Here is a 26,701-nt window from a genome sequence, read left to right on the forward strand (position 1 = left end):
TTTTAACGTCAAAACCTGAGGTGATGTTCATGATCAAGCCCCGTGATGAGCTCGGAACGGCCACAACGGATTCTGCCCAGAAGATAGTCCTCCTCGGAAGCGGCGAGCTGGGAAAGGAGATAGCGATTGAGGCTCAGAGACTCGGCGTGGAAGTTATCGCCGTTGATCGCTACGCCGACGCTCCGGCGATGCAGATCGCCCACCGCTCCTACGTCGGAGACATGCGCAAAGCGGACTTCCTCTTCTCGGTCGTCGAGAGGGAAAAGCCCGACGCGATAATCCCGGAGATCGAGGCCATAAATCTGGATGCTCTATTTGAGCTGGAGAAGGACGGCTACTTCGTCGTTCCGAATGCCAAGGCCACGTGGATTGCCATGCATCGCGAAAGGACGAGGGAAACCCTCGCGAAGGAAGCCAAGGTTCCAACTTCCCGCTACGCCTACGCGACCACTCTCGACGAACTCTACGAGGCCTGTGAGAGGATAGGTTATCCCTGCCACACGAAGGCGATAATGAGTTCCTCAGGAAAGGGCTCCTACTTCGTGAAAGGCCCGGAAGATGTTTCGAAGGCCTGGGAAGTGGCCAAGAAGAAGGCTCGCGGTAGCGCGGACAAGATAATCGTCGAGGAGCACATAGACTTCGATGTCGAGATTACCGAGTTGGCGGTCAGACACTACGACGAGAACGGTGAGGTAGTCACGACCTTCCCGAGACCGGTCGGCCACTACCAGATTGACGGCGACTATCACGCGAGCTGGCAGCCGGCAGAGATAAGCGAAAAGGCCGAACGCGAGGTTTACCGCATAGCAAAGCGCATCACCGACGTCCTCGGCGGTCTTGGACTGTTTGGCGTCGAGATGTTCGTGAAGGGCGACAGGGTCTGGGCCAACGAGGTCTCGCCAAGGCCCCATGACACGGGCATGGTGACTTTAGCTTCCCACCCGACGGGTTTCTCCGAGTTCGGACTGCACCTCAGGGCGGTTCTCGGCCTTCCGATTCCCGGCGAGTGGGTTGAAGACTACCGCCTGTTCCCAATCCTAACGCCAGCTGCCACCCACGTCATCAAGGCCAACGTTTCCGGCTACTCCCCACGGTTCCGCGGCCTGGCTAAGGCCATGAGCGTCCCCAACTCGACGATTCGCCTCTTTGGAAAGCCGGAGGCGTACCCAGGTAGAAGACTGGGTGTTGCGCTTGCTTGGGATAAGGAGGTTGGAGAGGCAAAGAGGCGTGCCGAGATGGTGGCACACATGGTCGAGCTTAGGACCAAGGGTTCAGAGTGGCACTCCCAGGATTACGAGAGGAGGAAACACATAATTTGATTAACATCTTGTTACAGTTCGACGAAAGAAGGAAAGGCTTAAAAAGGCTAAAATGTTCCAAAATGTGTGCTTAAATCAGACGTTTCTAAAATAAAGTGAGGGTCGAATAAGAGATTGTCTCGATGCGGGCTCATGCCCGCATCTTTTCCCTGTACTCTTCGAGCTTTTCCCTCAGCTCCTCGTTCTTTACCGCGAGGATTTCAATCGCCAGTAATGCCGCGTTCTTCCCGTTGTCTATTCCCACGGCTGCAACTGGGACTCCAGGGGGCATTTGGGCTATGCTAAGGAGGGCGTCGAGGCCGTTGAGCTTCGCCGAAACGGGAACTCCTATAACTGGCCTAACCGTGTGGGCCGCGATAACCCCTGGAAGGGCCGCACTTAACCCTGCTATCGCTATGAACACCTCGTAATCCTTTTTGGCCAGTTCCTCAACCTTTTTTGGGTTTCTGTGAGCCGAGGCGACTTCAACGTCGTACTCAACGCCGAACTCGTCGAGAACAGCAGTAACCTTCTCCGCTATCTGGGAGTCGCTCTTGCTTCCCATCACCACGAGCACCTTCATGGACTTCACCGGAGGGAGTTTACTTCGGTCTTTATAAATTTTGCCATTTTAATGTAAAAACAAAGCTTAAAAGCTGAAGTTTTTGACAAGTAAATGGTGAAGCTCATGAAGGTTCTGCTCGTTGGAGGCGGCGGTAGGGAGAACGCCATCGGTGAGGCGCTCGTGAGAAGCGGCGCCGAGCTGTACGTCGTTTCGAAGCACAGAAATCCTGGGCTGGCGAGGCTCGCGAAAGGCTACGGTCTGGCTGGGGAGACGGATATCAAGAAAGTTATTGAATTCGCCAAGATGTGGGGGATAGAGCTTGCCTTTATCGGCCCTGAGACCCCCCTCGAGAAAGGCATCGTTGATTCCTTCGAGAGTGAGGGCATCCCTGCGGTTGGACCGACTAAGGAGGCGGCCCAGCTAGAGACCAACAAGGCCTTCGCCCGCTCCCTCATGGAGGAGTATGAGATTCCAGGCAGGAAGCTCTTCCGCGTCTTTGAGGACGTTTCTGAGATGCGCTCGTGGATAGACGACTTCGGAAGGCCGGTCGTTGTGAAGCCCCTCGGTCTCACCGGTGGGAAGGGCGTTAAGGTGGTCGGCTATCAGCTGCAGGATAACGAAGAGGCCAAGGCTTACGCCGAGGAGCTCATCCAGAAGGACGGGAAGGTTCTAATTGAGGAAAGAACCGACGGCGTCGAGTTCACCTTCCAGGTCTTCACTGACGGAAAGCGTGTCCTTCCGATGCCCCTCGCCCAGGACTATCCTCACGCTTACGAGAGTGATGAAGGCCCCATCACCGGCGGCATGGGGAGCTACTCATGTTCGAGCCACGTTCTCCCCTTCGTTCCGAGGGAGGACTACGAAAAGGCCCTTGAAACACTGAAAGCGACCGTTGAAGCCATGAGGAAGAATGGAACGCCCTACAAGGGAATCCTGTACGGCCAGTTCATGCTCTCCAAAGACGGTCCTGTCATAATCGAGTACAACGCCCGCTTCGGCGACCCGGAGGCAATGAACGTTCTCCCTCTCCTTAAGACGAGTCTGCTTGAGATAGCTGAGGGAATCGTTGACGGTAACCTTGGAAGGGCGAGGTTTGAGAACAAAGCCACCGTTGTCAAGTACCTCGCTCCAAGGGGCTATCCCCTGAACCCGATTAAGGGAGTTAAAGTTCAGGTGGACGAGAAGGCCATCACCAAAACCGGGGCGAAGCTCTACTACGCCTCCATTGATGAAAACTTCACGCTCCTCGGCTCCCGCGCCATAGCAGTCGTTGGAGTCGCCGATACGCTCGAAGAGGCGGAGAAGATAGCCCAGAATGCCATCGGTCACGTGAAAGGTGAGCTGTTCTATCGCAGGGACGTCGGCACGAAGGAGAGCGTTGAGAAGAGGATTGGCCTGATGCGGGAGTTTGGAAAGGAGTTCGAGCCGAATTCATGCTGAGGTGGTTGAGATGATAAGCCGTGAGGAGATTTTGAGCGTTCTTGAAAGCTACGATCCGGAGAAAATCACTGTCGGAGTTATTGGAAGCCACTCCGCGCTGGACATAGCCGACGGTGCAAAGGAGGAAGGTCTTCCGGTTCTCGTTGTTGCCCAAAGGGGCAGGCACAGAACCTACGCCGAGTACTTCAAGCTTCGGAAGACGAGGGACGGTCTGAGCAAGGGCTTCATCGACAAGGTTATTGTCCTTGAGAAGTTTGCCCAGATCATTGATGTCCAGGAGGAGCTGGTCAAGAGAAACGTCATCTTCGTGCCGAACCGCTCCTTCGTGGTCTACACGGGCATTGATAGAGTTGAGAACGACTTCAGAGTTCCCCTCTTCGGCAGCAGAAACCTCCTCAGAAGCGAGGAGAGAAGCGAGGAGAAGAGCTACTACTGGCTCCTTGAGAAGGCCGGGCTTCCCTATCCGGAGCCCGTTAAGCCAGAGGAGATTGACGAGATAGGCCTCGTCATCGTCAAGCTCCCGCACGCGAAGAAGAGGCTCGAAAGGGGATTCTTCACAGCTGCTTCCTACAATGAGTTCCGCGAGAAGGCTGAGAAGCTCATCAAGCTCGGCGTAATCACCGAGGAAGACCTCACCAGGGCCAGAATCGAGCGCTACATCATCGGGCCGGTCTTCAACTTCGACTTCTTCTATTCACCGATCGACGGGGAGATTGAGCTTTTGGGCATAGACTGGCGCTTTGAGACCAGCTTAGACGGTCACGTGCGCCTTCCTGCTTCCCAGCAGCTTACCCTGCCGGGGCACCAGTTCGAGCCGGAATACACCGTCACAGGTCATGCATCCTCAACGCTCCGCGAGTCTCTCCTTGAGAAGGTCTTCGACATGGCCGAGCGCTATGTGAAGGCCACCCAGGACTATTATTCCCCTGGAATCATCGGGCCCTTCACCCTCCAGACGGCCGTTGACAAGGATCTGAACTTCTACATCTACGACGTGGCTCCAAGAACCGGCGGCGGAACCAACATTCACATGGCGATGGGTCATCCCTACGGCAACGCCCTCTGGAGGAAGCCGATGAGCACCGGAAGGAGGGTTGCCCTTGAGATAAAGCGCGCAATCGAGCTCGACGAGCTTGAGAAAGTCCTCACATGAGGTGGTTGGAATGAGATGGAAGGTTACCGTCATCGTTCGTCTTAAGGAAGGACTGAACGACCCCGAGGGAAGGGTCATAGGAAACGCCCTCAGAAACCTCGGATACGCCGTGGATAATCTTCGCGTTCCCAAGTACTTCGAGTTCGAGCTGGAGAGTGAAGAACCGGAAAAGGAAGTAGAGGGGATGTGCAAAAAGCTCCTCGCTAACCCGCTCATCCACGACTACGAGTACAGCATAGAGCCGGTGAGCTGAGATGGTCCGCTTCGCCGTGATCGTATTCCCCGGAACGAACTGCGACTTCGAGACAGAGAGGGCAATAAGAAAGGCCGGTGCCGAGGCCGAGCGCGTCTGGTACAGAGCCAACCTCAAGGACTTTGACGGGGTTGTTCTGCCAGGTGGCTTCAGCTACGCTGATTATCTCCGCGCTGGGGCGATAGCCGCTCGTCAGGAGATAATGGAGGAGGTCAAGGAGTTCGCCCGAGAGGGAAGGCCCATCCTTGGGATATGTAACGGCTTCCAGGTTCTGACGGAGGCAGATCTCCTTCCGGGAGCACTGAGGCCGAACAGAATCCCGCGCTTCCTCTGCAAGTGGGTTCATCTTCGCGTTAACGACGTCGAGACGCCGTTCACTTTCCTCTACGAGCCGGGAGAGGTCATAAGAATGCCGATAGCCCATGCGGAGGGCAACTACTACATTGACGACCCGTCGAAGGTCAGAGTAGTTTTCCAGTACAGCGACGAGAAAGGAAACGTGAGCGAAGAAGCCAATCCCAACGGCTCGGTTCTCAACATAGCGGCGATAGCCAACGAGGGGGGCAACGTCCTCGGAACCATGCCCCACCCGGAGCGTGCGAGTGATCGCTTTTTAGGCAGTGAAGACGGCCTGAGGCTGTTCAAAAGCATGGTTGAGTGGGCGAGGAGGTGATTCTGTGTTTCCGCACGAGGAGAAGCTCATCCGTGAAAGGCTCGGCAGGGAGCCGAACGAAGTTGAGTGGGCGATGCTCGAAGTTATGTGGAGCGAGCACGCTTCCTACAAGTCGAGCAGACCGTGGCTCAAGCTCCTGCCGACCGAGAACGAGCATGTCATTTTGGGCCCCGGTGAGGACGCCGGGATAGTGAAGTTCGACGACGAAACGTGGGTAGTCGTTGGAATCGAGAGCCACAACCATCCAAGCGCGGTCGAGCCCTACGGGGGAGCGGCCACTGGAGTCGGGGGAATAGTGAGGGACATACTCTGCATGGGTGCAAGGCCGATAGCGCTCCTCGATCCGATACGCTTCGGTCCGCTGGAGAAGGAGAGAAACCGATACCTCTTCGAATATGTCGTCAAGGGCATAGCCGACTACGGCAACAGGATAGGTGTTCCGACGGTTGGGGGCGAGACGGAGTTCGATGAGAGCCTCGACAACTACACGCTCGTCAACGTCGCCTGCGTCGGGATAATGAGGCCGGAACACCTCGTCCACAGCTACGTAACTGAAGCCGGTCTGAAGCTCATCCTCGTCGGCAACAGAACCGGTAGGGACGGCATCCACGGAGTCACCTTCGCGAGCGAAGAACTCGGAGAGAACGCGGAGGAGGAAGACCGCTCCGCCGTCCAGATTCCCGACCCCTTCACCGAGAAGCTCCTCATCGAGGCGACGCTGGAGGCAGTTTATACGGGCAAAGTCAAGGCGCTCAAAGACCTTGGTGGCGGTGGTTTGACCTGCGCTGCCTCCGAGATGGCTGGAAAGAAGGGCTTTGGTGCGATTATTCATGCCGACAGGGTTCCGCTCCGCGAGCCGGGAATGACCCCAACGGAGGTCATGATTTCCGAGAGCCAGGAGAGGATGCTCTTTGCGGTTAGTGAGGCTGATGTTAGCTTCCTTGGGGCAATCTTCGAGAAGTACGGCCTCGAATGGACGGTTGTCGGGGAGGTCATCGAGGAGCCGAGGTTCATCGTCTACTGGAGGAGCGAAAAGGTCGCGGACCTTCCGGTGGAGCTCCTGGCGGACGTTCCCACGATAGAATGGGAGCTGAAACCTTACAGCATCGAAAAGCCTGCTGAGACACCGGACGTTTCTTTTGGAGATGCTCTTGGCCTCGTCTGGAGCAGTCCGAACGTCGTAAGCAAGCGCTGGATATGGCAGCAGTACGACCACGAGGTTCAGGGGAGGACGGTCCTCAAGCCAGGAGCGGATTCTGCTGTGCTCAAGCTCAGCGAGGAATACGGCTTAGTTTTCGTGGCCGACGGAAACCCCAGCCACAGCTACTTCAACCCCTACCACGGCGCGATGGGGGCCGTTGCTGAAGTCGTTAGAAACCTCGTGAGCGTCGGGGCTGAACCATTGGCTCTGGTGGACAACCTCAACTTCGCATCGCCCGAGAGACCGGAGGTTTACTGGAGTTTCGCCGAGACCGTTAGGGGATTGGCCGATGCGGCCAAAGCCTTCGGTTTAGCGTACGTCAGCGGGAACGTCAGCTTCTACAATGAGGTCGTTGACAGGCCGATAAAGCCAACTCCAGTGGTTGCCGGTCTCGGGAAGGTTAAGCTTGAGAAGATTCCCAAGATGGGACTGAGCGACGGACTGCTCATAGGTGTCGTCGGGATAACGAAGGCGGAACTCGGCGGCTCGGAGTTGTTTGCGAGACTCGGCGTCGAAGGCGGCTTTGCCCCGCGTGTGAACCTCGACGAGGAGAAGGCTAACGCCGAGGGAATCCTGACGGCGATAAAGAAGGGCCTCGTTAGGGCGGTACACGATGTTGGCAGGGGCGGAATAGCCGTTGCCCTGGGGGAGATGGCCATCACCGGAAACACCGGCTTTGTGGTTGACCTCTCGAAGGTTCCGGCGGAAGTCCAAAACCCGATCGAGGTCGCCTTCAGCGAGAGTCATGGACGCTACATAGTTGCCTTCCCCGAGGAAAACCTTGACGAGCTCAGGGCCACCTTCAGGCACTTCGCGGTCATCGGAAAGGCGGGGGAAAGTGATGCAGTCTTCCACTGGGACGGAAAGGAGCTCCTCCGGAAGCCCCTCGAAGAGATTAGAGCAATTCACGAGTCCCTGCCCAAGCTGATGGGTGAGGAGAAATGAGAATAGCGACCTATGCTTCACACTCGGCCCTTCAGATTTTGAAGGGGGCAAAGGGGGAGGGCTTTGAGACGATAGCCTTTGGGAACCCCCGCGTTAAGCCCCTCTACACGCGCTACTTCCCGGTGGCGGACTACTTCATTGAGGGGAGCTATCCAGAGGAAGAGCTGCTCAGCTTGGATGCCGTCGTTATACCCACCGGCTCGTTCGTCGCCCACCTTGGAGTTGGGCTGGTGGAGAAAATGCGCGTCCCCTACTACGGCAACAAAGAAGTCCTGAAGTGGGAGAGCGACAGAACACTTGAGAGGAGGTGGCTTGAGAAGGCGAAGCTTCGCCTTCCGAGGGTTTACGAGGACCCAGACGACATAGACGGGCCGGTCATAGTCAAGCCCCACGGGGCGAAGGGTGGAAAGGGCTACTTCTTGGCCAAGGGCCCCGAGGACTTCTGGAGAAAGGCAGAAAGACTGAACATCAGGGACAAGGAGGATCTGGCCGGGATTCAGATACAGGAGTACGTCCTCGGCGTTCCTGTTTATCCCCACTACTTCTACTCGAAGCTCAACCGCGAGCTGGAGCTGATGAGCATTGACAGAAGGTATGAGTCCAACGCCGACGCGATAGGCAGGATCCCGGCCAAAGAGCAGCTCGACCTTGAACCCAACACCAACTACACGGTGATAGGCAACATCCCGATAGTCCTGAGGGAGAGCCTGCTGATGGACGTCATCGAGGCCGGGGAGCGGACGGTTAAAGCTGCCGAGGAGCTCATGGGCGGTCTCTGGGGCCCATTCTGTCTGGAGGGAGTCTTCACCGAGGAGCTTGAGTTCGTCGTCTTCGAGATTTCCGCCAGGATAGTCGCTGGAACGAACCCCTTCGTTCACGGCTCCCCCTACAGCTGGCTCCGCTATGATTATCCGGTCAGCACCGGAAGGAGGATAGCGATGGAGCTGAGACAGGCTAGTGAGGAGGAAAGGCTCGACGAAATTTTGACGTGAAACTGTTTAATTCCCGCTCGGATAGGTTTATAAATTGACGTCCGAATGGTTGGCAAAAAGGTGGTGCTCATGTGGGAGAGGTTCATCGAGGAGAAGGTTGAGGAGATTAGGGAAACGGTCGGCGATGGTAAGGCAATAATAGCACTCTCCGGCGGCGTTGACAGCTCGGTCGCTGCGGTGCTTGCTCACAAGGCCATAGGCGATAAGCTCCACGCGGTCTTCGTCAACACCGGCTTCATGAGGAAGGGCGAACCTGAATTCGTCGTCAGGACATTCAGGGACGAGTTCGGTCTCAACCTGCACTACATCGATGCCGGCGAGAGGTTCTTCAGCGAGCTCAAGGGCGTCACAGACCCCGAGGAGAAGAGGAAGATAATCGGCAGGGTCTTTATCGAGGTCTTCGAGGAGGTCGCGAGGGAGATTGACGCCCAGTTCCTCATCCAGGGAACGATAGCCCCGGACTGGATCGAGAGCAAGGGGAAAATCAAGAGCCACCACAACGTTGGCGGACTGCCGGAGAGGCTCAACCTCAAGCTGATAGAGCCGCTCCGCGACCTCTACAAGGACGAGGTCAGGGAGCTTGGCAGGGAGCTCGGCCTCCCGGAGAAGATATACAACCGCATGCCCTTCCCGGGGCCCGGCCTTGCCGTCCGCGTCCTTGGAGAGGTCACGCCGGAGAAGGTTGCCATTGTTAGAGAAGCTAATGCTATAGTCGAGGAGGAGATCGAGAAGGCGGGACTGAAGCCCTGGCAGGCATTCGCTGTTCTGCTGGGAGTGAAGACCGTTGGCGTTCAGGGCGATATAAGGGCCTACAAAGAAACAATCGCCGTCCGCGTCGTTGAGAGCCTCGACGGCATGACCGCCAATGCCATGAACGTTCCCTTCGAGGTCCTGCAGAGGATAGCCTTCAGGATAACCAGCGAGATTCCTGAGGTTGGAAGGGTGCTCTACGATATCACCAACAAGCCCCCGGCGACGATTGAGTTCGAGTGAGGTGGTGGTATGATAATCATAATGGACAACGGCGGGCAGTACGTTCACAGGATTTGGAGGACTCTGAGATACCTCGGTGTCGAGGCCAAGATAATCCCCAACACGACACCGCTTGAGGAGATAAAGGCCATGAAGCCAAAGGGCATAATCTTCTCAGGCGGCCCGGACATCGAGAAGACCGGCAACTGCTCCGCCATCTTGGAGCACTACGACGAGTTTAGCGTCCCCGTCCTTGGCATCTGTCTTGGCCACCAGCTGATAGCGAAGCACTTCGGTGGAAAGGTCGGAAGGGGCGAAAAGGCCGAATACAGCCTCGTTGAGGTGGAGATACTGGAGGAGAACGACATCTTCCGGGGACTTCCGAAGAGGCTCAAGGTCTGGGAGAGCCACATGGACGAGGTGAAGGAGCTTCCCGAGGGCTTCAGGCTCTTGGCCAGAAGTGAGACCTGCCCGGTCGAGGCCATGAAGCACGAGAGCCTTCCCCTCTACGGCGTTCAGTTCCACCCCGAGGTCTTCCACACCGAGCGTGGGGCAGACATTTACCGCAACTTCGCGGAGCTCTGCGGGGAGCTCAGATAGTCGGTCCTCTCCCCATCTTTTGTCGGCAACGGGTTCTCTCATCCTCGCTCCTCCATCACGTTGGGGCCACTATGAAAATTCTTGCTGGTTACGACTAAAGATTGCAAATTAGAAAACTTTTTAAAGTTTAGTTCTTACTATCTTTGGTGATAGTTTGGGGCACACGGTCTACTACCGCACCAAGATTGATAGATGGGAGGAGTTCAGGGGGTTCCTAAAGAAGATCTGCGAAGGGCTCGGTTTCGGTTTCCTTGAGGGCGAAGATGCAGTCATAATCTTTCCGGAATGCCACGGTGTCGAGCCCTTGGAGATAAAGAAGAGGGGTAAGGGGTTCGTCAAGACGAACCTCGTCGAGCCCTGTCACTCGATTTATCTGCTCGTTCTTCATTCGGTTTCTTCATTCGGCTCTGTCGAGCTCTGGGAGGACTGATCCGTGAGGTAGACCTCTATTATCTTGACCGGAACCGCTCCCTTGAGCTTTCTGTCCTCCACGATAAGCTTCACCACCCTGCCAATCTCTAGGTCTTCCACGGCATCGACCCAGTAGTGGCCGGGCTTGACGTTTGCCGCTATGTCGTCGTGCACAAAGACCCTGACGACATCGCCTTTGATCTCTTCAACAATGCCGTAGGTGTAGTCCCTCCCGTATCTCTGCTTGAAGTACCACCTGAATGCCATGACGACTGCAAAGGCCACAAGGAGATATGCGTAGTAATAGTAGATGCTCGTGGCTATCCTGCGTATCATCAGGTACCCGAGGAAAACTGCAAAGGAAATTGCCGATATTGCATAGTAGAAGAACCTGTACGGCTCGTGCTCAACAAAGAACTCTCTGTTTCTGACCAGGGTATAGCGAAGATAGAGGAAGTACACCACTGCCACTCCCACAAGCCACAGTGGACTAGCCTTGATGAAGAGCAGGCCGAGGTTCACAATAAGGTAAAGAAGAAATGCCAGTTGGAGCTTGAGGCTGAGGTACTCATGAGTTGTGAGCCTCTTTTTCACGAGCCTGCTCAGGTACTTAAAGCTCGGCGGTTCCTTTGAGGGGGAGGGATTGATGAAATCTATGATGCCGTGGATCGCTGAATCCACAGACTCACCGATTCCGTAGAGGATGTCTTCCACCGACATGATTTCACCCCTTCAGCAGGTCCTCTGCTCCTGTAGGTCCGAGTATCGCAATGGCCGTCTGGTTATCCATAAAGAACGGCACTATGCTTAAGTCTCCAGTCAGTGCACTTGTGCCGTAGGAAATGCCCCAGACACGGTAGCCGGGCGTCTTTGTCATGCTTCCGAAGTAGTAGTTGAGGAAGTAGTAGTCAACGCTCGTCTGCCCTTCTTCGACTGATATTCCAAAGTTGTTGAATATGTCAAAGAGCTTTCTGTCGTAGTCTGCATTGGGCACCATAAAGCTGACGAGACCTATCGGATAGTACTCTCCACCGTACTTCAGTCCGAGCTCGTCCTGTATGCTCTTTGCTAGTTGGAAGTACTTGTTGTGGTTTACCCTGCTGTTTTCAAGGCGCTCGAAGAACGATACGCCCGTGTAGGTTCCAAAGTACTTCTGGTCTATTATGCACGATATCAGCGGCTGGAGGTCATAGGCTCTCCCTGCTGTTATTTGTATTTGTGCATTTTGAGTTGGTCTTTGTTCTATTTGAGTTGATATTGTGACTGTTGGAGGAATCTGTGTATATTTACGAACACGTATCCAGTCAATGTACCCATGCCTTGTATCTGAATCTGTATCCGCAGCGATCTGCAGATGGAACCTTGTTAGAGGGGGCGACACTCCACTAGTTAACCAGCTATTTGAATAAGAATCCCAAAATTGTATCTGAGTGCCAGTATAAATCACTTGAAAACCTTGCCACTCTGTGGACCTTATTTGATTCCCAACAGCAGGATACGAGTCGTATACTCTTAGGGATTTATAGTTCCAAGAGTACCCATCATAGTCATACCCATCGTACCATGCATAAATAGCGGAATTGCTGAGCCATGGTGTGGTTTGTTGTGGTACTAGACCGATGGTTAAATCGGTATCATACAGGTATACATTCCTCCCTCTGTAATAAGTGTATCCTCCAAGCCTCCAAACACCTTCAATAATCACATTCGGAACAAAACTTTTGAGAGTATTTATGTAGTATTGGTTGTTCCAGTTGCCCCACATCTTGATGTACCCATTTTCAATTGAATAATAATCTGTATTCGTTGTCCATTTTGTTGTGTCCAGTGAATTTCCGTCAAACTCATCATAAAAATCAAATACCCTACTTGCATTTCCTAGTGTCTCTATACCGCTTGAATCAAAATATATACTAAGCGTTACTTGGGAATTTGCTGGGATTGTGACATTAACCCATATCAGTGCCTCTTTGTCCGATGTATCCCAATTTTCAACCCAAAAGTTTACAGGATTGCAATTTGAGTCGTAGATCTCCAGTATAGGGATGTTATTCCCATCGGGATCCGCAGTGTCAAAAAACGTGTTTAATGTATTTGGATCTGTGATGTGGGAGCTGTCAATGTAAATGGGAACTTGGAAGTTCGTTAGATCGTCCCCTCTGCTATTTTGGATAGTTACGTTAAGTCTGTTCCCCAATAAAGAGCACCAAGTGGCTCTTTCCGCTTCCCCACTAACATTTTCAAAAATAAGAACTCCAACGTCATCGTCGTTGAAGACCTCTAGTGGCGAAATTGGGACGCCGTTTAAAGTAGTGTTTACAATGACGGGGGAGGATATGCTGGTTATATTGCCGTTGCGCAGTACGTATCCATCGGCACCGTCCCCAGGATATGTGTTTCCGTAGAAGATATGACCGGAATCCCAGGCCGTTGAGGAGTACTTTCCAAGGACGTGATCATCCTCACTCGTTCCGTTTCCATAGAGGGTCTTAATGGGCCTTTCTATGATCTCGGGGAAGGTATATTCACAGGGCTCAATTGAGCGGTAGTATCTGCCGTATGTTAGTGCAGAGAATATGGGATCTTCAAGGTTTTCGATTGAAATTGTTGAATATACGTAGTTTTCCCTTGGTATGGGGCCGGTATAAACAACCTTTCCGGAGACGTCTGAAATCGTTACATCTCTTATCTTGGCCCGTATGACTATCCTAAAGGCGTCCAATGGAGCAACGGTTAGTTCGATGTTGCTCCTGAGGAAATTGCTCCTCTCAGAAGAACTCATGGTCCTAATCTCGCCGAGTGTTTTATTTGCTATCCTGAGCTCGTATCCTTGCTGCCTCAGCTTCTGAGAGATGTTACCGAGCCAGCCTAGAACCGTTTGATCCTTCATCAGCCGTTCGGAGTAGTTGCTCGCAACCTGTGTGGACTGGCCAAACAAAACTAGGTCACGTATTGTGGCGTTTGCCATGCCGTTTGGGTCATTTGGGTCCAAAAAGTCCCGTGTGTTTGCAATGTAATCTACAACGGTGACTATAGCTCTTTTTCCGGATATCTCGAGGGTTCTTTGAAAGTCCAGCTCAACGTACGAGACTACCCTGTACGTTTTCTCAACCTGCGTTCTCTCGCTCTGGCTCATTATTATCTGAGACGAGACGTCCTCGTACGTCGCTAAGAGTAGCATCAGGGGTATGAGCAGGAGGATGACCGTTGAATTCATTAGGAACGCTCGCCGTTTTCTCATCAGCTCTCCCTCCAGACTCTGAGTGTTATGGTGATGGGCTGGAACAGGCCTGGTATGTTGCCCATGGAGACGAAGACTATGTTAACCGTTGGCGGTAGCTGCACCAGTATCGGGTCGGCCTGGGTCCCGTCTCCGCCCAGGTTGTTGAACAGCCTTATTATTGCGTCGTCGACTGCGTATCTGCCCCTACCGTCGAGGAGGTCCTGGGCAGTGACATCGCAGTAGGGGGAATCTCCCGCGGTCACATAGTGAGGCGAGTTGTCCCCAACCCAGTAGTACGTTATATTGTAGCCGGAACACCCGGGTCTCAGAAGGGCTGGGAATACATTGCCGTAGCCTGCGAAACCCTGAATGACGTATGTGAGCTCTCCATATCCATATTTTGGTTGTAGTCTGTAATAGTTCCCTAATGATATCGTGATGCTGTTATCCCCTGGGGCGATCGCATTGGGGAGCGGGTCATATTTGTAGTCAAAGCTGTCTTTGGAATATCCAATCTGGGCAAAATGTGTAAACGGATTTGAGGGGTTACATGTTATATCTCCGCCTCCATCGTAGCAGTAAATATATGTTGGGGCTACTAGTAGAGGGTTACTAATCTGCATAGTTTGGTAGGGGGTTGTACCTGCATAGTATCTCCATGGGAATTGGAATCTTACCCACAGAGGAGTTGTTCCTTGGGGCACGTTAAAGTTTATTGCCACAGAGTCGGTCCAATCTTGATTCGGAAGGCTTATGGGCTCTGTTATATCTATGGTGTATGAAGTGAGGAGAACCCCGGGCGTGTAATCGGCTTCTATGAATGACAAATCCCTGATTAGACGTATCCTCTTTGAATATTCCAAATCTTTGGAACTTTCATCCCCATTACCGCCGATGAAAAATTTAAGGACGACCCACTTGCCTGAGATTTGTGAATAATTGTATCCCGCACCACTTAGAGCCTGGGATATTGTTGCATTTGTCCAGTAACATGTTTTGATTTCTGTGGTGATATTGTATTGGCAATAAGTTGGGCTAACATTAACCTCATTGGTAAACACAAATCTCAGCGTGATATTATCGGTGGGACTTATGTTCTCTGCAGCCACTTGAATGTTCATGCCAGTTAATATGCCCGGCACCATTAAGAACTTCCAGTATTCTATCCCATAGTTTGAGGTGACATCATCGAGATAAAACTTTTTGGGGAATTTTAACGTTGAGGGAGTCGATGTTTTGTACTTTACGGTCACATATTGAGCTGCATCTTCGCCCCCCCGGTAATACCACTCTCTGGTACGTCTATTATAATAGTAGTTATCGTTGTAGTTCTGAACTTCGAACACAACTTCTTGGCCGTTACTAATAGCATCTTGGACTACTTCAACTAGATTACATGAATCTCCATTGGTGGAGTCTCTGACTAAGTCATTCGCTTCAACAAGACTCCACTGGTCATACTGATTTCCGGTTATCTCTCCGGTGCATGTGACTGGGTTCCCATTAACATACAAGCGATATGTACTATCAACCCATGCTCCTTCAATAAACCATTTTACCTCCTCTATCACGGCATCTCTAGGAATAGTACCTGCGGGTATTACGTACTTTATTGTCACGTGTTCATCAGAGTCTGGAGCTGCAGACTCAATGTATCCGCCCCTTATCGTGTATGTGTTCTCCTTGCTCCCCAGCTTGTTGAGGAATGCCCTCGCCATGTAGCCCCTCGGTGTCTGGTTGAAGGCGTAGCCGCTGAGTATAAGGGTCGCTGGGGTAACGTCCTGGGCGGCGGAGTAGTTGGAGCCGACCTTACGGAGGTACGGGCTTGTGTAGTTGTTTATCAGGAGTTCGTAGTTGTAGTCCTTGAGGGTGCTGTTTAGTATGTACCCCAGTATAACTTCTGCCTTGTGGGTAAGGTTTGCTCCTGGAAAGAGCGGGGCTGTCGCCCAGTAAGTGGCAACGATATCTATAGGGGACATGTCCGGACTAACGAGGGCAAGATTCAGTGTTCCGTCGTCTGTCCAGTTCTTTATCACTCCTGGTGGGACGAACGTCCAAAGAGGCTGTGTTCTCATCGTTGTGAGGGAATCCTCTGCCAGGTACTTAGATTGGGAGCGCATGTAGGTGGAGTACACCTGCGTGCTTGGATTGATTTGGGTTATGCTTACCACGAACATGGTGACTAGGAGAAGTGCAAGTATCGCATCCAGAGTGAATATGAATCCTCGCCTCTTCATGAGTCATCCCACACCCACAGTTTTATAACGGTCGTCCTGAAGGAGGGTTTCATAAGGAGACCTATGTTGTCAAGATCGTTTATCGTGATGTTACTTCCGAAGGAGTTCTCATACACCCAAAGTTCTACAGGTTTTTCGCTGGTTTCATCGTTGAACTCCGAAAACAGTGCCCTCCATGGAATTTTGATGGAGGTTGTGTCCCCAGCATAAAACTCGGCGTAGGTTCTTTCGTTGGTCTTCTATGCTATGGTGGCATTCAAAGCATCTCCAGGAGAGCCCCTCTGGATTAGAATCCCCCTGAGGACGGTTCCATCGATCGCAACAAGGGTCAGGTTTCCAACACTGTTTTCGGGTACTTGGACTTCGAGATACGCATAGCCCGGGACGTCGTGGATTAAGGTCCCCACGAGAATTGGAATCGGCTGTGTTGTTCCCACTACCCATGTTTTTTCGTATATCAGGTTCGAACTGACAACTCTTCTTGAGATGTACTCCACCCATGGAGAACGGGATTTTGAGGCATTTATGGTACTCTCATCCTCGACAACGGTTCCGTTTATCACAGCAATCCTTAGGGAGGCGGTGGTTAGGTTGGCCGCTGGTATGACCACGTGCTTTATGGCGAGATTCCCCGCACTATTTCCGTGTATCATCAGTTTCACATGTCCATGTCCACCAATGTGTAGTGTACATGCGCCATCCGAAGAACCGAAGCTGTAATGATAGTTGCTCTGTGCGTCTACCAGTTTCACTGCTACGTATGACCCTGGCGGGATTATCCCCACCTGGGTATTTCCCGAAACCAAGACCTGGGCCTCGTCAACTGTTATAAATTCCAGGACGTCCCCTTTGTCCATCGTAAGGGGGTTTCCCGTTGGGGAGGGTTCGCCGTTAAGAAGGACACTGTCGCACTTCACCCGGAACGCCTTATTTCCTGAGTTGTCCGTTGAGAGTGCTATTTTGATGTTTTGTAACTCACTCGTGAGGTTCATGAGTATCTCCTCTGGAAACTCACCGGAGACCGTTATGTTTGTCGTGGTTAGGTAGAATTCAAGCTGGAAATCCTTAGAGTCCGCTATGCTGTAGAGGTTTGTAACTACGGATGAGACGTTGATAAAGTTGCCCAGCGCCTGAATTTTCTGAGAGCTTATTGCAAAGGGGTACGAATTGTCCCTGAGACCCAAAAGTACGATATTCGTGGGATTCTCCGTCCAGTTGTCGGGGGTTCCAGGGTTCTTCACGAGTATATCCAGCATGTTGTCGCCCACGTTGGCCCTCTCATACCAGCCCAGCACTGTGGTTATCTCCCCCTTTAGGGCGTTGGACGTCGTGGTTATCGTGCCAAGCAGGAGTATGATTATCACCATGGACAGCATCGCATCGAGTGAAAGCAGCTGACCGCGCCTCATCTTCTCACCACATCAACGTTTATCTCAATCTCTCTTCCCCGGAGGTACAGCTTTCCGTTCTCCCTAACGACGTTGGTCTTGGAGACTAGGTCGTCCTCTATGTACTGCTTTATGTTAGCCTCAATGGTGGCCTCCGGAAGCCCGGCCCCCGCGTAGGTTATGGTGATGTTGATCTGCATCTTGCCGTTTACGTCCGCACTGCGAACGCCGGCGAGCTGGAAAGCCCTGTACGTGTAGTTGCTCGCCGTTATTATGGCGTTGAGGGGAGAATATATGCTTTCGTTGCTAACAACGCCGGTATTTAGGTATGCGCACGCGTCGGAAGCCGAAGTGCGGACGTAGGATACCGCGGACATCGCGGTGTTCTCATTCAGGTACGATGGGGTCACCACGAGGACTCCCGCTAGGATTATCGCCAGGATGAACAGAACCTCTATGGCGCTCTGGGCCCTACGGCGAGAGGACGACATCGAGTCTCCCCTCCGTTTCGTTGTACGTCGCCACTATGCCGAAATCCCTCTTCGTGTCGGTAAGCGTTACCGAGCTGTTCTCGTATATTGGAACCGGGCTCCTCTGAACGACGGTGTAGCCCCTTCCTCCCAGACTCGCGTTGACAACAATGCTATCAGGAGTAATCAGGCTGACAGTAACCTTGTCTCCTGAGTCCAGCTTTATCGGCAGCTCCTTCCTTACCGCGAATCCGTCTCCCGCCGCGTAAACCTTCACCACTGAGTCCCTGACGTCCACGGAGAATGCCTTCAGCTTTGCGATCGTGTCAAAGGTCTCGGAATGGGCCCTCTCGCTGTCCGCAATGTAGACTAGGTTGAGCATCGTGATGGTTATCAGGGTCACTGCGAAGAGAAAGTCAAGGCTTATCTGTCCCCGTTTCATCTTCATCCACCGGGGTTTATGTTTATGTGAAGCTCACCGGTCGTTGAGTTGAACATCCATGAGTTGGGGTTGTCGGGGTTCCACTCAACGACTATCTCCAGCGTTGCCGGGAGGGTCGCGGGGTCGAGATCCAGCCCGTAGACCGTGGATGATCCAAAGGTGACGCTTCCGGACGGCGACCATACGGATGAGTTGGTGTACAGAACCGCCTGGTACATCGCCCTGCTCCAGAAGACGTTCTTGTTCCCGCCGCTGAGAACGGCGGTAACGTTGGTTCCGGTTACGGTGACGTACGTGCCGTTGCCTTCGGCGCTGTAGTTTCCGTAGGTTATAAACACGGAAGCGTTATTGACGTTCAGCCCTTTCCGGAGCATCTCGGGGTCTCGCAGGTACGTCAGTCTCACATAGGTGGTTGACTTGGCTCCAGGGCCCTGGGCGTAAACCTGTGATATCGTGTTGGAGATAGCATTGGCGAGGTTCTTCTCCTCAAGGCTTATCTGAATTCGAAGGGTCTCGGTTGAGGTTGAGCCCTCCCTGAACGTGATGTTGTTTACGGAGTAAAGCAGGAGTATGAGCATCATTCCAAAGATTAACATGAACTCAAGTGAAACCTGACCACGCTTTTTTATCCGCATATCTCTCCCCTCAGTATGGTATATCTCCGAACATCTATTTAATCGTTACTCTCCGATTTTCCAGCGTTTACGACGGCGAAAAGGCCGGTTCCGACCCTTTTAGTCTCAACGCCGAAGTAATCTCCGCTGAATATCTTGAACTTGTACCTCTCAGGATGAAGGGAGTGTTTCTCTATCAGCTCGGCCAGTTCGTCGATGAAGAACTGCGTCAGCTCATAGTAGATTAAATCAAGCTTCTCACGGGTGGAGTCCCTGATCAGGAGAACCGCTGGCAGTATTGCAAGCCCGATGATGAAGTACGGCTGGCCAGTGAAGAAGGACGCGAGTGCAGTTGCACCTATCGTCGCACCTATTGCGGCGTACAGGCCCTTCTCCCGCTTCTTCGCCTCTTTAATCTCCTTGACCTTCTGCTCCCAGATGTCGAGCAGCGCAGGATTGTAGAAATCAAAGGCTGTGTGGCGCTTTCCCTTGGCTATCCTCTCCCGGATGAGGTCGTCCCAGTCGTCCTTGTAGTAGATGACCTCCCCGTGGAGCTTCGCCCTCTCGGCATCGAGGGAGGAGATAATTCGAATGATGTCCTCGGCGCTCTCGTGGGCAATGTGGGCGTAGACCTCCTTCTCGTTGAGGTCGAGGGCCACCTCGACGGAGTCCTTTATCGGCTCAGTCATCCCTCTCCCTCCGGAGCCTCTTGCTTATACCTTCGATGTCCGGGTACTCTCCGTCGGGGATTCCCTTCAGCTCGCTCCCGCCCTTGGCGTAGACGTCGTCGAAGTCAGGCAGGCCGCTTAGGAGCTCCTTCTTTTTGTTCTCCGCTTCCTCTTTTGCCTCCATGAAGGACTGGGCGTACTGCTTGGCGGTGATGATTATGTCCTCGATGCTCTTGCTCTCGTAGATGCCGCTGAGGAGGGTTACAACCTCCACCTCCCTCTCGCGCGGGTCCGGATAGAAGCCGCGGAATATCTGCTTGCCCCTTATCTTGTTGGTGAGATAGTTGAGCGCCTCGAATATGTCTGCGGCCTTCAGCATCTCCGGCGGCCCGTGAATCGCAACCAGCCCGTACAGCGCCGATTCGATGTTTGCCTCGAGGTACAGGCCTTCGCTCTCGAACGACTTGATGATGAGCCTTGAGAGGCTCTTTACCTTGCCCGCGTCGGCCTTGGCGTAGCCGACCGTTGCAAAGCTTCCGAAGGCCTTGAGAACGAACTTCAGGTCGCTCGCGTCCAGCGTCTGTTCGCCGGGAACGTCAACCAGGGCTAAGAGCGACGCTATCCTCTCGACTATCGTGTAGTTAATCCTCTCGTAGGCCTTGCTTATGTCGTCGCCCCCTTCCTTGAGCTTGTTGTTGTCTATGGCTATTATCGAGTCCGCGATCTTCGAGAGCTTGTCGATGGTTATCGCCGCGTTGATGGTGGGCCTTATCCCCTCCTCCTTGAGGGGGAGTGCGCCGATGGCCACCACCAAGGAGTCTGGGTACTCCTCTTTGAGCGCCTCGGCCAGGACGGGCGTTCCTCCGGCGCCCGTTCCGCCGCCGAAGCCAAAGGTCAGGAAGAAGATGTCGATATCCTCGTAGCCGATTATTGAACCTATCTTACGCATGACGAGGGGCAAATCGCGCTTCATGGCCTCCCTGCCGAGTATCGGGTTCGCGTTGACCCCCTTGCCGCCGGTCAGGCTCTCACCTATGAGTATCCTCCGCTCCTGGGAAACGTGCTTGAGGTACTCCAGGTCGCCCCGGGAGGTGTTTATGGCCAGAGCCTCAAAATCAACCAGAGCGAAGAGGTCGGCTATCTTCGTTCCGCACTGGCCGACCCCTATGATTAGAGCCCTCACCTCTTAATCACCCCACGACTATTACCCGCACCTTACCGTTTTCGTTGAGGAGAACCATCGCGTCTCCCCTGATGTACCTTATGAAGCCTGTGGTGAAGACCTCCTTGGCAATTTCGGCGTTCTCCTGCTCGTAGAATACGAACAGGACGACTCCCTTGGGGGTCTTGCCAGGAATTAGAATGACCGCCTTGTCAACGGGCACCGTGACGTTGCCGACGGTGACGGTTTCGTTTGTAAGGTGGAACTTCAGGTATGGGTTGTACGGTCTCACGAAGTACTCGCCGTAGTGGGTCATGACTATGTAGCTGCCCTCGCCTATCGTGGTTGTGTTGAGGGCTATGAAGCCGCCGCTGAAGAGGTCGTTGAGCATGTCTATCGTCTCGTTTACCGTGGCACCGTCCATGTGGGGTGCGATTATTCCGAACACATTGCTGTCGAGGGCGCCCCTTACATCGTAGAGGCTCACCGGCGGAACGTACTGGAAGCGGGAGAGGTAGTTTACTGCGCTGGCGATTTCTATCGTTTTGTTGTCTATGGCCCCGGAGTCCCTGGCGTTCATGACGAATTCAAGCGTCTCGTTGGTGTAGTTGTACCCGTAGTTGATCAGAAGGTCCGTTGCCCTGAGGGTGAGCTCGACGGTCGGCGTTCCCGGGAACTCCCTGTTCTTCTCCCAGACGTAGTAGGTCTTCCAGTACGGCCAGCCGCCCTCGATCCTCTGGTCAATGAGCCAGTCTATGTGGGGCTGGAGCTCTTCCTGGGAGGCTATTCTCTCCAGGGCCTCCAGGACGGTTATGGTCGTCAGCACGTCCGGCTTGAGCATGTATGAGTAGTACTTCGTCGTTACGTGGGTTCCCCATCCGTCGTTGCTTATGCCCAGGAGCCATTCCTTGGCCTTCTGAATCAGGGAGTCGTTTGCTGGGACTCCGAGCTCACGGAGGGCTTTGATGGCCAGTGCGGTCTCGTAGGGCTGTGGACCGAGAACGGTGTTGCCCCAGAGGCCGTAGTCGAGCTGAACGCTGCGTATCAGCTCCTCCGCCTGAGCCTTTTCCTCGGCGGTCAGGTTGTTGTACATGAGGAGCGTCTTCAGTGCGTAGTAGTAGCCGACGGACATCCTGCGCTCCTGCCTCATCCAGGCCGCGTCCCTCTCGAAGGCCTCTCTCGTCCACGCGAGGGCCTTTTCAATGCTCTCCTTCTCGGGATAGCACGCCTGGATGCTCATAAGTGCGTAGTAAGTGGCCTTCTCGTCGGAGGGCTCGTTGGGTCCGAGACCCCATCCCCCGTCGGGGTTCTGTATGTTCTTCAGCTCCTGGCATGGCATCTCGTAGGGGTTCTTTACCTCTTTCGCAGGTGGAAGCTCGAACGGTGTTGAGAAAGCCATGAGGGCGTAGGAGGTGGTGGCTATGAGCTCCGTCGATGAGAAGAGGTCTGGAGTGTTCATCCAGTAAACGAGGTCGTTCGTGCTCTTGCTGTACGATTCCAGCTTGATGAGTATCCTCGCCGTGTCGAAGTCTATGGGTGTGTGAAGTACGAGGGCGTACGTTAGCATGGCGCGCTCCTTCATCTTGAGGTTCTCGTCGTTGAGAAGGATTTCCTTGACGCTTTCAATGGTCTCGTTATCGACGGGATAACCTGTGCTGTGGTAGGCTATGAGCTTCAGGGCGAGGGCCTCGTACTCGGATATCTCGCAGGTTGTGGTGTTCTCCACGTATTTTATCGCGTCCCTAACGACTTTGCTGTTGTAGTTGTATCCGCTCTCTCCAAGGGCCCATATCGCCACGAGGGTTGGATAGCACGAGGTCGGGGTTCCCGGCACGTAGCCCCATCCGCCCTTGTTCTCCGCGGAGAGGAGGTATGAAACTCCCCGGTTGATGGCGTCCCTTACGCTCTCTACCTGCAGTGCCCCGAGGATTGGGTCTGCCTTCTCTAGGGCGATAACTGCGTAAGCCGTGTCGAGGACGTTGCTGGTCTCGCCGGGGTACAGGCCCCATCCCCCGTCAGGGTTCTGATACTTGAGAAGCGTCGTCACGAGGTTGTTCAGGTCTGGAGCCATGTCCCACTCCAGATCGTTGCTGGCCTCGGAGAGCGCCATTATAGCGAGGCTTATTTCCCTCGTCTGCTGGCTTGACTTGGCCGCATCCTTGAGAAACCTTGCGGAGCCGTCTATCGTTCCGGCGCTAACGGCTGGAATCAGCATGAGAACAATCATTACTAGAGCCAGAACCTTCTTCATCACCTTACACCCCTAAGCTCATTCTAAGCGGCCAGAATAAATAAACTTTTTCCATAATAGGAAGAAGAAGGGACTCAATGTTTTATAAAGCGCCCTTCCCTTCCGCTGCCCCGGGGATCAACGTCGTCGCGCATTATGAGAACGACCCTGCTCGGCTCGTACTCGTCCTCGATGTGATATCCGGGCAGATTCTTGACGAGTTCCTCCGCGAAGGCCTTTATCTCCTCGTGGCGCGGCATGTTGTTGATGGTGAGCCTGTTGCGCGAATAGCCGACGAACATGTACGCCTTCGCCTCGACGAACATCGGGTTGGCGAGCTTTATCAGCTTCGCGTAGCCCTCGGGGTTGTGCATGTTCTCGCCCTTGACGAGGGTCAGCCTCACGACGGTCCTAGTGGGGAGACCGTTCATCATTTCAAGGAAGGTCTTTATCCTGTCCCATCCGTCGGGAATCATCGGGACGTTGACCCTGTTGTATGTCTCGACGTCGGGAGCCGTCAGCGAGACGTAGAGCTGGCTCGGCAGCTTGTCCTCCTTTATCATCTCCTCGAGCCTCTCCGGAACGGTTCCGTTGGTGACGATGAAGGTCGTGAAACCGCGCTTGTGGAACTCCTCCACCAGGTCGCCCATGTACGGATAGAGCATCGGCTCGCCGGATAGGCTTATCGCTGCGTGCTTTGGATTCCACGCCTCCTCGAACTTCTTCATGTTTATGCCGGGCATCCCCTTGTAGCCGACGAGGAGCTTCCTCTGGGCTTTGATGCTCTCCTCGACGATGAACGCTGGATCGTCCCACGGCTCCGGGAGCTCCGTGCCGAGGAAGCCCTCCATCGGGCGCCAGCAGAATATGCAGTTGTGGGTGCACCACGCCGTAACAGGCGTCATCTGCAGGCAGCGGTGGGAGTGTATGTTGTAGAACTTCTGCTTGTAGCAGAAGCGGTCGTGCTTTATGCTCTCCTTTAGCCAGTGGCAGAGCTTGACCGAGCTGTGCCTGCCCACGAGCGCGTAGTGCTGCTTCCTGAAGAGACTTGCAATCTCCTCCGGCATGTTCGGGTTGGACTTGAACGTTAACGCCATTAGCCTCACCTAATTCATCTCTCTGGGTTGGCTTTGAACGAGCCTTTTAAAAAGGTGATGGGTCGGGGGTGGGAAATTTTATCGTCGAAAAATACTTCGGCAATGTGCGAAAACTTTAAAAGCTAATCGTCGCTTTTTCCTTCATGTTCGAAAGAGTGAAGCCAGAACCCGCGCTGAATGCAAGGGAGATTAAAATTGACTTCTTCGAGGACGAGGTTGAGCCAGTGGAGAGGCCCAGGGTCAAATTCCTCTTCGAGGTCAAACGCAATCACTCGGCTTAGCGTTTATCAGGACGATATCCTCGAAAAATACGTGCCTCTTAGCTACTATTTTTCCCCTCAGTCCGGCTTTTTCCAGCCTCCTCAGCGTTTCTTCCACCCCGGTTATCGAGCTCTGGACTATCTGGACGGTTCCACCCGGCTTGAGATACTCCGGAACTTCTTGGATGAACCTGTCGAGGACTTCTCTACCATCCTTGCCCCCAACCAGCGCCAGGTCTATCGGCTCCTCCGGCTCGCCGGGCAGGTAGGGGGCGTTGAACGTTACCACGTCGAACTTTCCTTCGACCCTCTCGAAGAGGTCGCTCAGGCGAAATTCGACGTTTTTGATGCCGTTTATCCTCGCGTTTTCCCTTGCCAGCTCGACCGCGAGCGGATTGATATCCACTCCCAGAACGAAGCGGGCTTTTCTGGCCATCAGAAGTGCTATAAGCCCCGTTCCTGTACCGACGTCAAGGGCCGTATCTCCTTCCCTGACCGCGAGATTTTCAGCTAAGAGAAAGGTATCCTCGGCCGGTTCATAGACCTGTGGGTGGAGCTTGAGCCTGATGCCGTAGTAGACTGGCATGGTACCATCTACCGCAACGTCCTTTTGAGGTTAACCCTTAGGGGATGTAGAAAAGCCGGAGGAAGGAGAAAAATCACTTCCTCTTCCACTCGGTGTAGCCGCAGCGGCCGCAGCTCCAGCGGTCCTTGTGCTCGGCCATGAAGACGCCTGGACCGCAGCGCGGGCAGAACTTGTTCTTCCTCTTGACCTTACCGCCCTGAACCTCGTACATCTTCCACTTCTGCCCCATTTCACTCCTCCTCCTTCGTGATTATTCCATCCCTTATGAGGACGTATTCCGGCTCGATGTAGAGCATCCTCTCCTTGCTCTCGTAGGCCTTGGCGTAGCCCTTGCTGATCCTGCTACCGAAGTAGCTCCTTATGTACTGGACGACTACCGTCTCGGGGTCGAGGTCGAGCATCGCCACGAGCTTGCCCTTGACGTCGGCCCTGCTCGGGGTGGCCTCTCCCTCGTGGATGACATCGAAGTATATCTCCTTTCTTCCGAGGAGCTTGTTCTCCTTAATCTCGGTAACCTTAATCTCCATCGCGAACCACCTCCATCTTCGACATGAGCTTCCCGCACTTGAGCTTGCATTCGGGTGTTACCCTTATAAGCACTACTCCCTCATCCGGCTGGCCGTAGAGCACGATGCTCCCGACGGGGGCGTAGAGCACGGCCGGAATGGCCGCCAGGTCTTCCTCTCCATACACCTTTATGTAAACCCTCCGGCCCCTTTCGGCCAGTCCAAACCCCTTTTTGATGGCGTTTAATAAAGCTTTCGTTATTGTTCCGGCGGGGTTCTGGACGGTCATAACCACCGCGCCGGTCTCTATGTCCGGCGTGTACTCCCGCCTCTTCGTCCTGTGGTCGTATATGGCCAGGCTCGGCTTTATGCCGACCTTGAGGACGTTCTCGGTGACCACGTCGCCGACTGTGACGACGTAACGCGCTTTTTCAAGCTCTCCCTTAACCCTAAGGTACGGCTCGGGAATCTCGCCCCGGACGAGCTCGCCCAAGGGCTCCTTCAGCTCCCGTCTGAGTTCGGGCGTTAGTACGAACAGCATCATCTAACCCTTATGGCGTACTTTCCGGGCACCGTAACGCCCAGCTTCTGCGCTATCCTCGACTTCTCTGGGTCCGTGATTATGACGAGATCGAACCACTCGTCGCTCAAGTCTCTGCTCCCGCAGACGGGACAGCGGTCTTCGGTAGTTATGTAGTGGCAGTGTCTGCACGCCCTCTCCTTCGTCATGCCTCAGCCTCCTTGCGCTTCTCCTTCTCTATCCAGTCCCTCTTTCCGAGACCGGGCTGACGCATGGTAAGGCCTATCTTGTTCTCCCTGATAACGCGGCTCTTGATGCTTATGGCGATGACCCTTGCCCTGACCTCGTCCCCGAGCTTGAGGATTCTCTTGGTCTCCTTGCCGAGGAACTGCTTGTTCTTTTCATCGAAGACGACGTAGTCGTCCATGAGCTGGCTGATGTGGACGAGACCGTCCATCGGGCCTATCCTGATGAACGCACCGTACGGGGCGACGTCTATGACCTCACCCTCAACGACCTCGTGCATCTCGGGCTTCCAGACGAGAACGTCGAAGACCACCTCGTGGTAGGTGGCACCGTCGCCGGGCACGATGACGCCCTGGCCGATGTCCTCGACGTCCATAATCGCAAGGATAACTCCCTCGTCCCTATCGTAGATGCCCTCGTAGGTCTCGCGGAGGACGAGCTTTGCCGCCTCCTTTGGATCCATCGTGAACATCCTGGGCGGGATTCTCACAACGTCCCTAATCTTGAGGAGCTTGTACATGCCTTTACCTCCCGTGGGGAATAAGAGGG

At 53.9% G+C, this 26,701-nt stretch carries 29 protein-coding genes; 11 read left to right on the forward strand and 18 right to left on the reverse strand.

All coding sequences use genetic code 11. The annotated features are described in order from the left end of the window. The first annotated feature begins 29 nt into the window (after positions 1-29). Entirely contained in the window at positions 30-1,319 is a 1,290-nt protein-coding gene (gene purT, locus A3L10_RS09825; protein WP_088867440.1) for a phosphoribosylglycinamide formyltransferase 2, read from the forward strand. A 130-nt stretch (positions 1,320-1,449) separates the two neighbouring features. On the opposite strand, the gene purE is transcribed toward purT, so the two are convergent. Beyond that, positions 1,450-1,881 (reverse strand): 5-(carboxyamino)imidazole ribonucleotide mutase, encoded by a 432-nt coding sequence (gene purE, locus A3L10_RS09830; RefSeq protein ID WP_088867441.1) that lies wholly within the window; start codon positions 1,879-1,881, stop codon positions 1,450-1,452. A 105-nt stretch (positions 1,882-1,986) separates the two neighbouring features. On the opposite strand from purE, the gene purD reads away from it, so the two are divergent. From purD to A3L10_RS09875, 9 genes are all read left to right on the forward strand, one after another. Continuing rightward, positions 1,987-3,303 (forward strand): phosphoribosylamine--glycine ligase, encoded by a 1,317-nt coding sequence (gene purD, locus A3L10_RS09835; RefSeq protein WP_088867442.1) that lies wholly within the window; start codon positions 1,987-1,989, stop codon positions 3,301-3,303. 10 nt (positions 3,304-3,313) lie between these two features. After that, positions 3,314-4,456 carry a formate--phosphoribosylaminoimidazolecarboxamide ligase family protein gene (locus A3L10_RS09840; RefSeq protein ID WP_088867443.1) on the forward strand — a complete coding sequence of 381 codons (1,143 nt, stop codon included), beginning with the start codon at positions 3,314-3,316 and terminating at the stop codon, positions 4,454-4,456. A gap of 10 nt (positions 4,457-4,466) precedes the next feature. After that, a complete protein-coding gene (gene purS, locus A3L10_RS09845) occupies positions 4,467-4,709 on the forward strand; it encodes a phosphoribosylformylglycinamidine synthase subunit PurS (protein ID WP_088867444.1) in 243 nt (80 codons plus the stop codon). A 1-nt stretch (position 4,710) separates the two neighbouring features. Further along, positions 4,711-5,382, forward strand: a complete 672-nt coding sequence (purQ, locus tag A3L10_RS09850) for a phosphoribosylformylglycinamidine synthase I (protein ID WP_088867445.1) — start codon at positions 4,711-4,713, stop codon at positions 5,380-5,382. Between the two features lie 4 nt (positions 5,383-5,386). Continuing rightward, on the forward strand, positions 5,387-7,528 hold the full coding sequence (gene purL, locus A3L10_RS09855; RefSeq protein WP_088867446.1) for a phosphoribosylformylglycinamidine synthase subunit PurL: 2,142 nt from the start codon (positions 5,387-5,389) through the stop codon (positions 7,526-7,528). Continuing rightward, entirely contained in the window at positions 7,525-8,520 is a 996-nt protein-coding gene (locus A3L10_RS09860) for a formate--phosphoribosylaminoimidazolecarboxamide ligase (RefSeq protein ID WP_088867447.1), read from the forward strand. Before purL ends, A3L10_RS09860 begins: the two co-directional genes overlap by 4 nt. Before the next feature lie 69 nt (positions 8,521-8,589). After that, positions 8,590-9,513 (forward strand): glutamine-hydrolyzing GMP synthase, encoded by a 924-nt coding sequence (gene guaA, locus A3L10_RS09865; RefSeq protein ID WP_088867448.1) that lies wholly within the window; start codon positions 8,590-8,592, stop codon positions 9,511-9,513. 9 nt (positions 9,514-9,522) lie between these two features. Then, on the forward strand, positions 9,523-10,092 hold the full coding sequence (locus tag A3L10_RS09870) for a GMP synthase subunit A (RefSeq protein ID WP_088867449.1): 570 nt from the start codon (positions 9,523-9,525) through the stop codon (positions 10,090-10,092). A gap of 154 nt (positions 10,093-10,246) precedes the next feature. Further along, on the forward strand, positions 10,247-10,522 hold the full coding sequence (locus tag A3L10_RS09875) for a TonB-dependent receptor (RefSeq protein ID WP_088867450.1): 276 nt from the start codon (positions 10,247-10,249) through the stop codon (positions 10,520-10,522). On the opposite strand, the gene A3L10_RS09880 is transcribed toward A3L10_RS09875, so the two are convergent. The 11 genes from A3L10_RS09880 to twy1 all read right to left on the reverse strand — a co-directional run bounded on the left by A3L10_RS09880 (position 10,477) and on the right by twy1 (position 24,034). Beyond that, positions 10,477-11,223, reverse strand: coding sequence for a DUF2101 family protein (locus A3L10_RS09880; protein WP_088867451.1), 747 nt, complete (start codon positions 11,221-11,223; stop codon positions 10,477-10,479). The genes A3L10_RS09875 and A3L10_RS09880 overlap by 46 nt on opposite strands. A 4-nt stretch (positions 11,224-11,227) precedes the next feature. Further along, positions 11,228-13,744 carry a DUF2341 domain-containing protein gene (locus A3L10_RS09885; RefSeq protein WP_088867452.1) on the reverse strand — a complete coding sequence of 839 codons (2,517 nt, stop codon included), beginning with the start codon at positions 13,742-13,744 and terminating at the stop codon, positions 11,228-11,230. After that, positions 13,744-15,963: a hydrolase gene (locus A3L10_RS09890; RefSeq protein ID WP_088867453.1), complete on the reverse strand. Its 2,220-nt coding sequence runs from the start codon at positions 15,961-15,963 to the stop codon at positions 13,744-13,746. The genes A3L10_RS09885 and A3L10_RS09890 overlap by 1 nt, the downstream gene beginning before the upstream one ends. A gap of 239 nt (positions 15,964-16,202) precedes the next feature. Next, the gene (locus A3L10_RS09895; RefSeq protein WP_088867454.1) at positions 16,203-17,372 is read right to left on the reverse strand and encodes a hypothetical protein; all 1,170 of its coding nucleotides are present in this window, start codon (positions 17,370-17,372) and stop codon (positions 16,203-16,205) included. After that, positions 17,369-17,842, reverse strand: a complete 474-nt coding sequence (locus A3L10_RS09900; protein ID WP_088867455.1) for a hypothetical protein — start codon at positions 17,840-17,842, stop codon at positions 17,369-17,371. The genes A3L10_RS09895 and A3L10_RS09900 overlap by 4 nt, the downstream gene beginning before the upstream one ends. Further along, on the reverse strand, positions 17,823-18,263 hold the full coding sequence (locus tag A3L10_RS09905; protein ID WP_088867456.1) for a hypothetical protein: 441 nt from the start codon (positions 18,261-18,263) through the stop codon (positions 17,823-17,825). Before A3L10_RS09905 ends, A3L10_RS09900 begins: the two co-directional genes overlap by 20 nt. Before the next feature lie 2 nt (positions 18,264-18,265). After that, entirely contained in the window at positions 18,266-18,898 is a 633-nt protein-coding gene (locus tag A3L10_RS09910) for a class III signal peptide-containing protein (RefSeq protein WP_198362073.1), read from the reverse strand. 38 nt (positions 18,899-18,936) lie between these two features. Next, complete coding sequence (locus tag A3L10_RS09915; RefSeq protein WP_088867457.1) at positions 18,937-19,566, reverse strand: hypothetical protein; 630 nt, start codon at positions 19,564-19,566, stop codon at positions 18,937-18,939. Continuing rightward, on the reverse strand, positions 19,559-20,728 hold the full coding sequence (locus A3L10_RS09920; protein WP_088867458.1) for an FtsZ/tubulin family protein: 1,170 nt from the start codon (positions 20,726-20,728) through the stop codon (positions 19,559-19,561). Before A3L10_RS09920 ends, A3L10_RS09915 begins: the two co-directional genes overlap by 8 nt. A gap of 7 nt (positions 20,729-20,735) precedes the next feature. Further along, positions 20,736-22,958, reverse strand: coding sequence for a prenyltransferase/squalene oxidase repeat-containing protein (locus A3L10_RS09925; RefSeq protein WP_088867459.1), 2,223 nt, complete (start codon positions 22,956-22,958; stop codon positions 20,736-20,738). Between the two features lie 74 nt (positions 22,959-23,032). Beyond that, positions 23,033-24,034 (reverse strand): 4-demethylwyosine synthase TYW1, encoded by a 1,002-nt coding sequence (gene twy1, locus A3L10_RS09930; protein ID WP_088179703.1) that lies wholly within the window; start codon positions 24,032-24,034, stop codon positions 23,033-23,035. A 143-nt stretch (positions 24,035-24,177) separates the two neighbouring features. Here twy1 and A3L10_RS10355 point away from each other — a divergent pair, with 143 nt between their 5' ends. Next, on the forward strand, positions 24,178-24,315 hold the full coding sequence (locus A3L10_RS10355) for a hypothetical protein (protein WP_168169225.1): 138 nt from the start codon (positions 24,178-24,180) through the stop codon (positions 24,313-24,315). Here the strand turns inward: A3L10_RS10355 and A3L10_RS09935 are convergent. The 6 genes from A3L10_RS09935 to A3L10_RS09960 form a co-directional block, all read right to left on the reverse strand. Further along, positions 24,293-24,880, reverse strand: coding sequence for a HemK2/MTQ2 family protein methyltransferase (locus A3L10_RS09935; RefSeq protein WP_088867460.1), 588 nt, complete (start codon positions 24,878-24,880; stop codon positions 24,293-24,295). The genes A3L10_RS10355 and A3L10_RS09935 overlap by 23 nt on opposite strands. 73 nt (positions 24,881-24,953) lie before the next feature. Then, the gene (locus A3L10_RS09940; protein WP_088867461.1) at positions 24,954-25,109 is read right to left on the reverse strand and encodes a 30S ribosomal protein S27ae; all 156 of its coding nucleotides are present in this window, start codon (positions 25,107-25,109) and stop codon (positions 24,954-24,956) included. Position 25,110: 1 nt separating this feature from the next. After that, a complete protein-coding gene (locus tag A3L10_RS09945; RefSeq protein WP_088867462.1) occupies positions 25,111-25,407 on the reverse strand; it encodes a 30S ribosomal protein S24e in 297 nt (98 codons plus the stop codon). Then, positions 25,397-25,927 (reverse strand): GTP-dependent dephospho-CoA kinase, encoded by a 531-nt coding sequence (locus A3L10_RS09950; protein ID WP_088867463.1) that lies wholly within the window; start codon positions 25,925-25,927, stop codon positions 25,397-25,399. The genes A3L10_RS09945 and A3L10_RS09950 overlap by 11 nt, the downstream gene beginning before the upstream one ends. Continuing rightward, positions 25,927-26,115, reverse strand: coding sequence for a transcription elongation factor subunit Spt4 (gene spt4, locus A3L10_RS09955; RefSeq protein ID WP_088179707.1), 189 nt, complete (start codon positions 26,113-26,115; stop codon positions 25,927-25,929). Before spt4 ends, A3L10_RS09950 begins: the two co-directional genes overlap by 1 nt. After that, positions 26,112-26,672, reverse strand: a complete 561-nt coding sequence (locus A3L10_RS09960) for a DNA-directed RNA polymerase (protein WP_088867464.1) — start codon at positions 26,670-26,672, stop codon at positions 26,112-26,114. Before A3L10_RS09960 ends, spt4 begins: the two co-directional genes overlap by 4 nt. Positions 26,673-26,701: the final 29 nt, after the last annotated feature.

The sequence above is a fragment of the Thermococcus radiotolerans genome (genome assembly GCF_002214565.1).
Classification (GTDB): Archaea; Methanobacteriota_B; Thermococci; order Thermococcales; family Thermococcaceae; genus Thermococcus; species Thermococcus radiotolerans.

What these genes read in the sequence shown, in the direction of transcription:
- A3L10_RS09925 (WP_088867459.1), bottom strand. Translation starts at nt 22,958, where the DNA reads ATGAAGAAGGTTCTGGCTCTAGTAATGATTGTTCTCATGCTGATTCCA.
- A3L10_RS09900 (WP_088867455.1), bottom strand. Translation starts at nt 17,842, where the DNA reads ATGTCGTCCTCTCGCCGTAGGGCCCAGAGCGCCATAGAGGTTCTGTTC.
- A3L10_RS09945 (WP_088867462.1), bottom strand. Translation starts at nt 25,407, where the DNA reads ATGGAGATTAAGGTTACCGAGATTAAGGAGAACAAGCTCCTCGGAAGA.
- A3L10_RS10355 (WP_168169225.1), top strand. Translation starts at nt 24,178, where the DNA reads ATGTTCGAAAGAGTGAAGCCAGAACCCGCGCTGAATGCAAGGGAGATT.
- A3L10_RS09950 (WP_088867463.1), bottom strand. Translation starts at nt 25,927, where the DNA reads ATGCTGTTCGTACTAACGCCCGAACTCAGACGGGAGCTGAAGGAGCCC.
- spt4 (WP_088179707.1), bottom strand. Translation starts at nt 26,115, where the DNA reads ATGACGAAGGAGAGGGCGTGCAGACACTGCCACTACATAACTACCGAA.
- guaA (WP_088867448.1), top strand. Translation starts at nt 8,590, where the DNA reads ATGTGGGAGAGGTTCATCGAGGAGAAGGTTGAGGAGATTAGGGAAACG.
- purS (WP_088867444.1), top strand. Translation starts at nt 4,467, where the DNA reads ATGAGATGGAAGGTTACCGTCATCGTTCGTCTTAAGGAAGGACTGAAC.
- A3L10_RS09890 (WP_088867453.1), bottom strand. Translation starts at nt 15,963, where the DNA reads ATGAAGAGGCGAGGATTCATATTCACTCTGGATGCGATACTTGCACTT.
- A3L10_RS09885 (WP_088867452.1), bottom strand. Translation starts at nt 13,744, where the DNA reads ATGAGAAAACGGCGAGCGTTCCTAATGAATTCAACGGTCATCCTCCTG.
- A3L10_RS09940 (WP_088867461.1), bottom strand. Translation starts at nt 25,109, where the DNA reads ATGGGGCAGAAGTGGAAGATGTACGAGGTTCAGGGCGGTAAGGTCAAG.
- A3L10_RS09870 (WP_088867449.1), top strand. Translation starts at nt 9,523, where the DNA reads ATGATAATCATAATGGACAACGGCGGGCAGTACGTTCACAGGATTTGG.
- A3L10_RS09915 (WP_088867457.1), bottom strand. Translation starts at nt 19,566, where the DNA reads ATGACTGAGCCGATAAAGGACTCCGTCGAGGTGGCCCTCGACCTCAAC.
- purD (WP_088867442.1), top strand. Translation starts at nt 1,987, where the DNA reads ATGAAGGTTCTGCTCGTTGGAGGCGGCGGTAGGGAGAACGCCATCGGT.
- purQ (WP_088867445.1), top strand. Translation starts at nt 4,711, where the DNA reads ATGGTCCGCTTCGCCGTGATCGTATTCCCCGGAACGAACTGCGACTTC.
- A3L10_RS09910 (WP_198362073.1), bottom strand. Translation starts at nt 18,898, where the DNA reads ATGCGGATAAAAAAGCGTGGTCAGGTTTCACTTGAGTTCATGTTAATC.
- A3L10_RS09905 (WP_088867456.1), bottom strand. Translation starts at nt 18,263, where the DNA reads ATGAAACGGGGACAGATAAGCCTTGACTTTCTCTTCGCAGTGACCCTG.
- twy1 (WP_088179703.1), bottom strand. Translation starts at nt 24,034, where the DNA reads ATGGCGTTAACGTTCAAGTCCAACCCGAACATGCCGGAGGAGATTGCA.
- A3L10_RS09935 (WP_088867460.1), bottom strand. Translation starts at nt 24,880, where the DNA reads ATGCCAGTCTACTACGGCATCAGGCTCAAGCTCCACCCACAGGTCTAT.
- A3L10_RS09960 (WP_088867464.1), bottom strand. Translation starts at nt 26,672, where the DNA reads ATGTACAAGCTCCTCAAGATTAGGGACGTTGTGAGAATCCCGCCCAGG.
- A3L10_RS09880 (WP_088867451.1), bottom strand. Translation starts at nt 11,223, where the DNA reads ATGTCGGTGGAAGACATCCTCTACGGAATCGGTGAGTCTGTGGATTCA.
- A3L10_RS09895 (WP_088867454.1), bottom strand. Translation starts at nt 17,372, where the DNA reads ATGAGGCGCGGTCAGCTGCTTTCACTCGATGCGATGCTGTCCATGGTG.
- A3L10_RS09860 (WP_088867447.1), top strand. Translation starts at nt 7,525, where the DNA reads ATGAGAATAGCGACCTATGCTTCACACTCGGCCCTTCAGATTTTGAAG.
- A3L10_RS09840 (WP_088867443.1), top strand. Translation starts at nt 3,314, where the DNA reads ATGATAAGCCGTGAGGAGATTTTGAGCGTTCTTGAAAGCTACGATCCG.
- purT (WP_088867440.1), top strand. Translation starts at nt 30, where the DNA reads ATGATCAAGCCCCGTGATGAGCTCGGAACGGCCACAACGGATTCTGCC.
- purE (WP_088867441.1), bottom strand. Translation starts at nt 1,881, where the DNA reads ATGAAGGTGCTCGTGGTGATGGGAAGCAAGAGCGACTCCCAGATAGCG.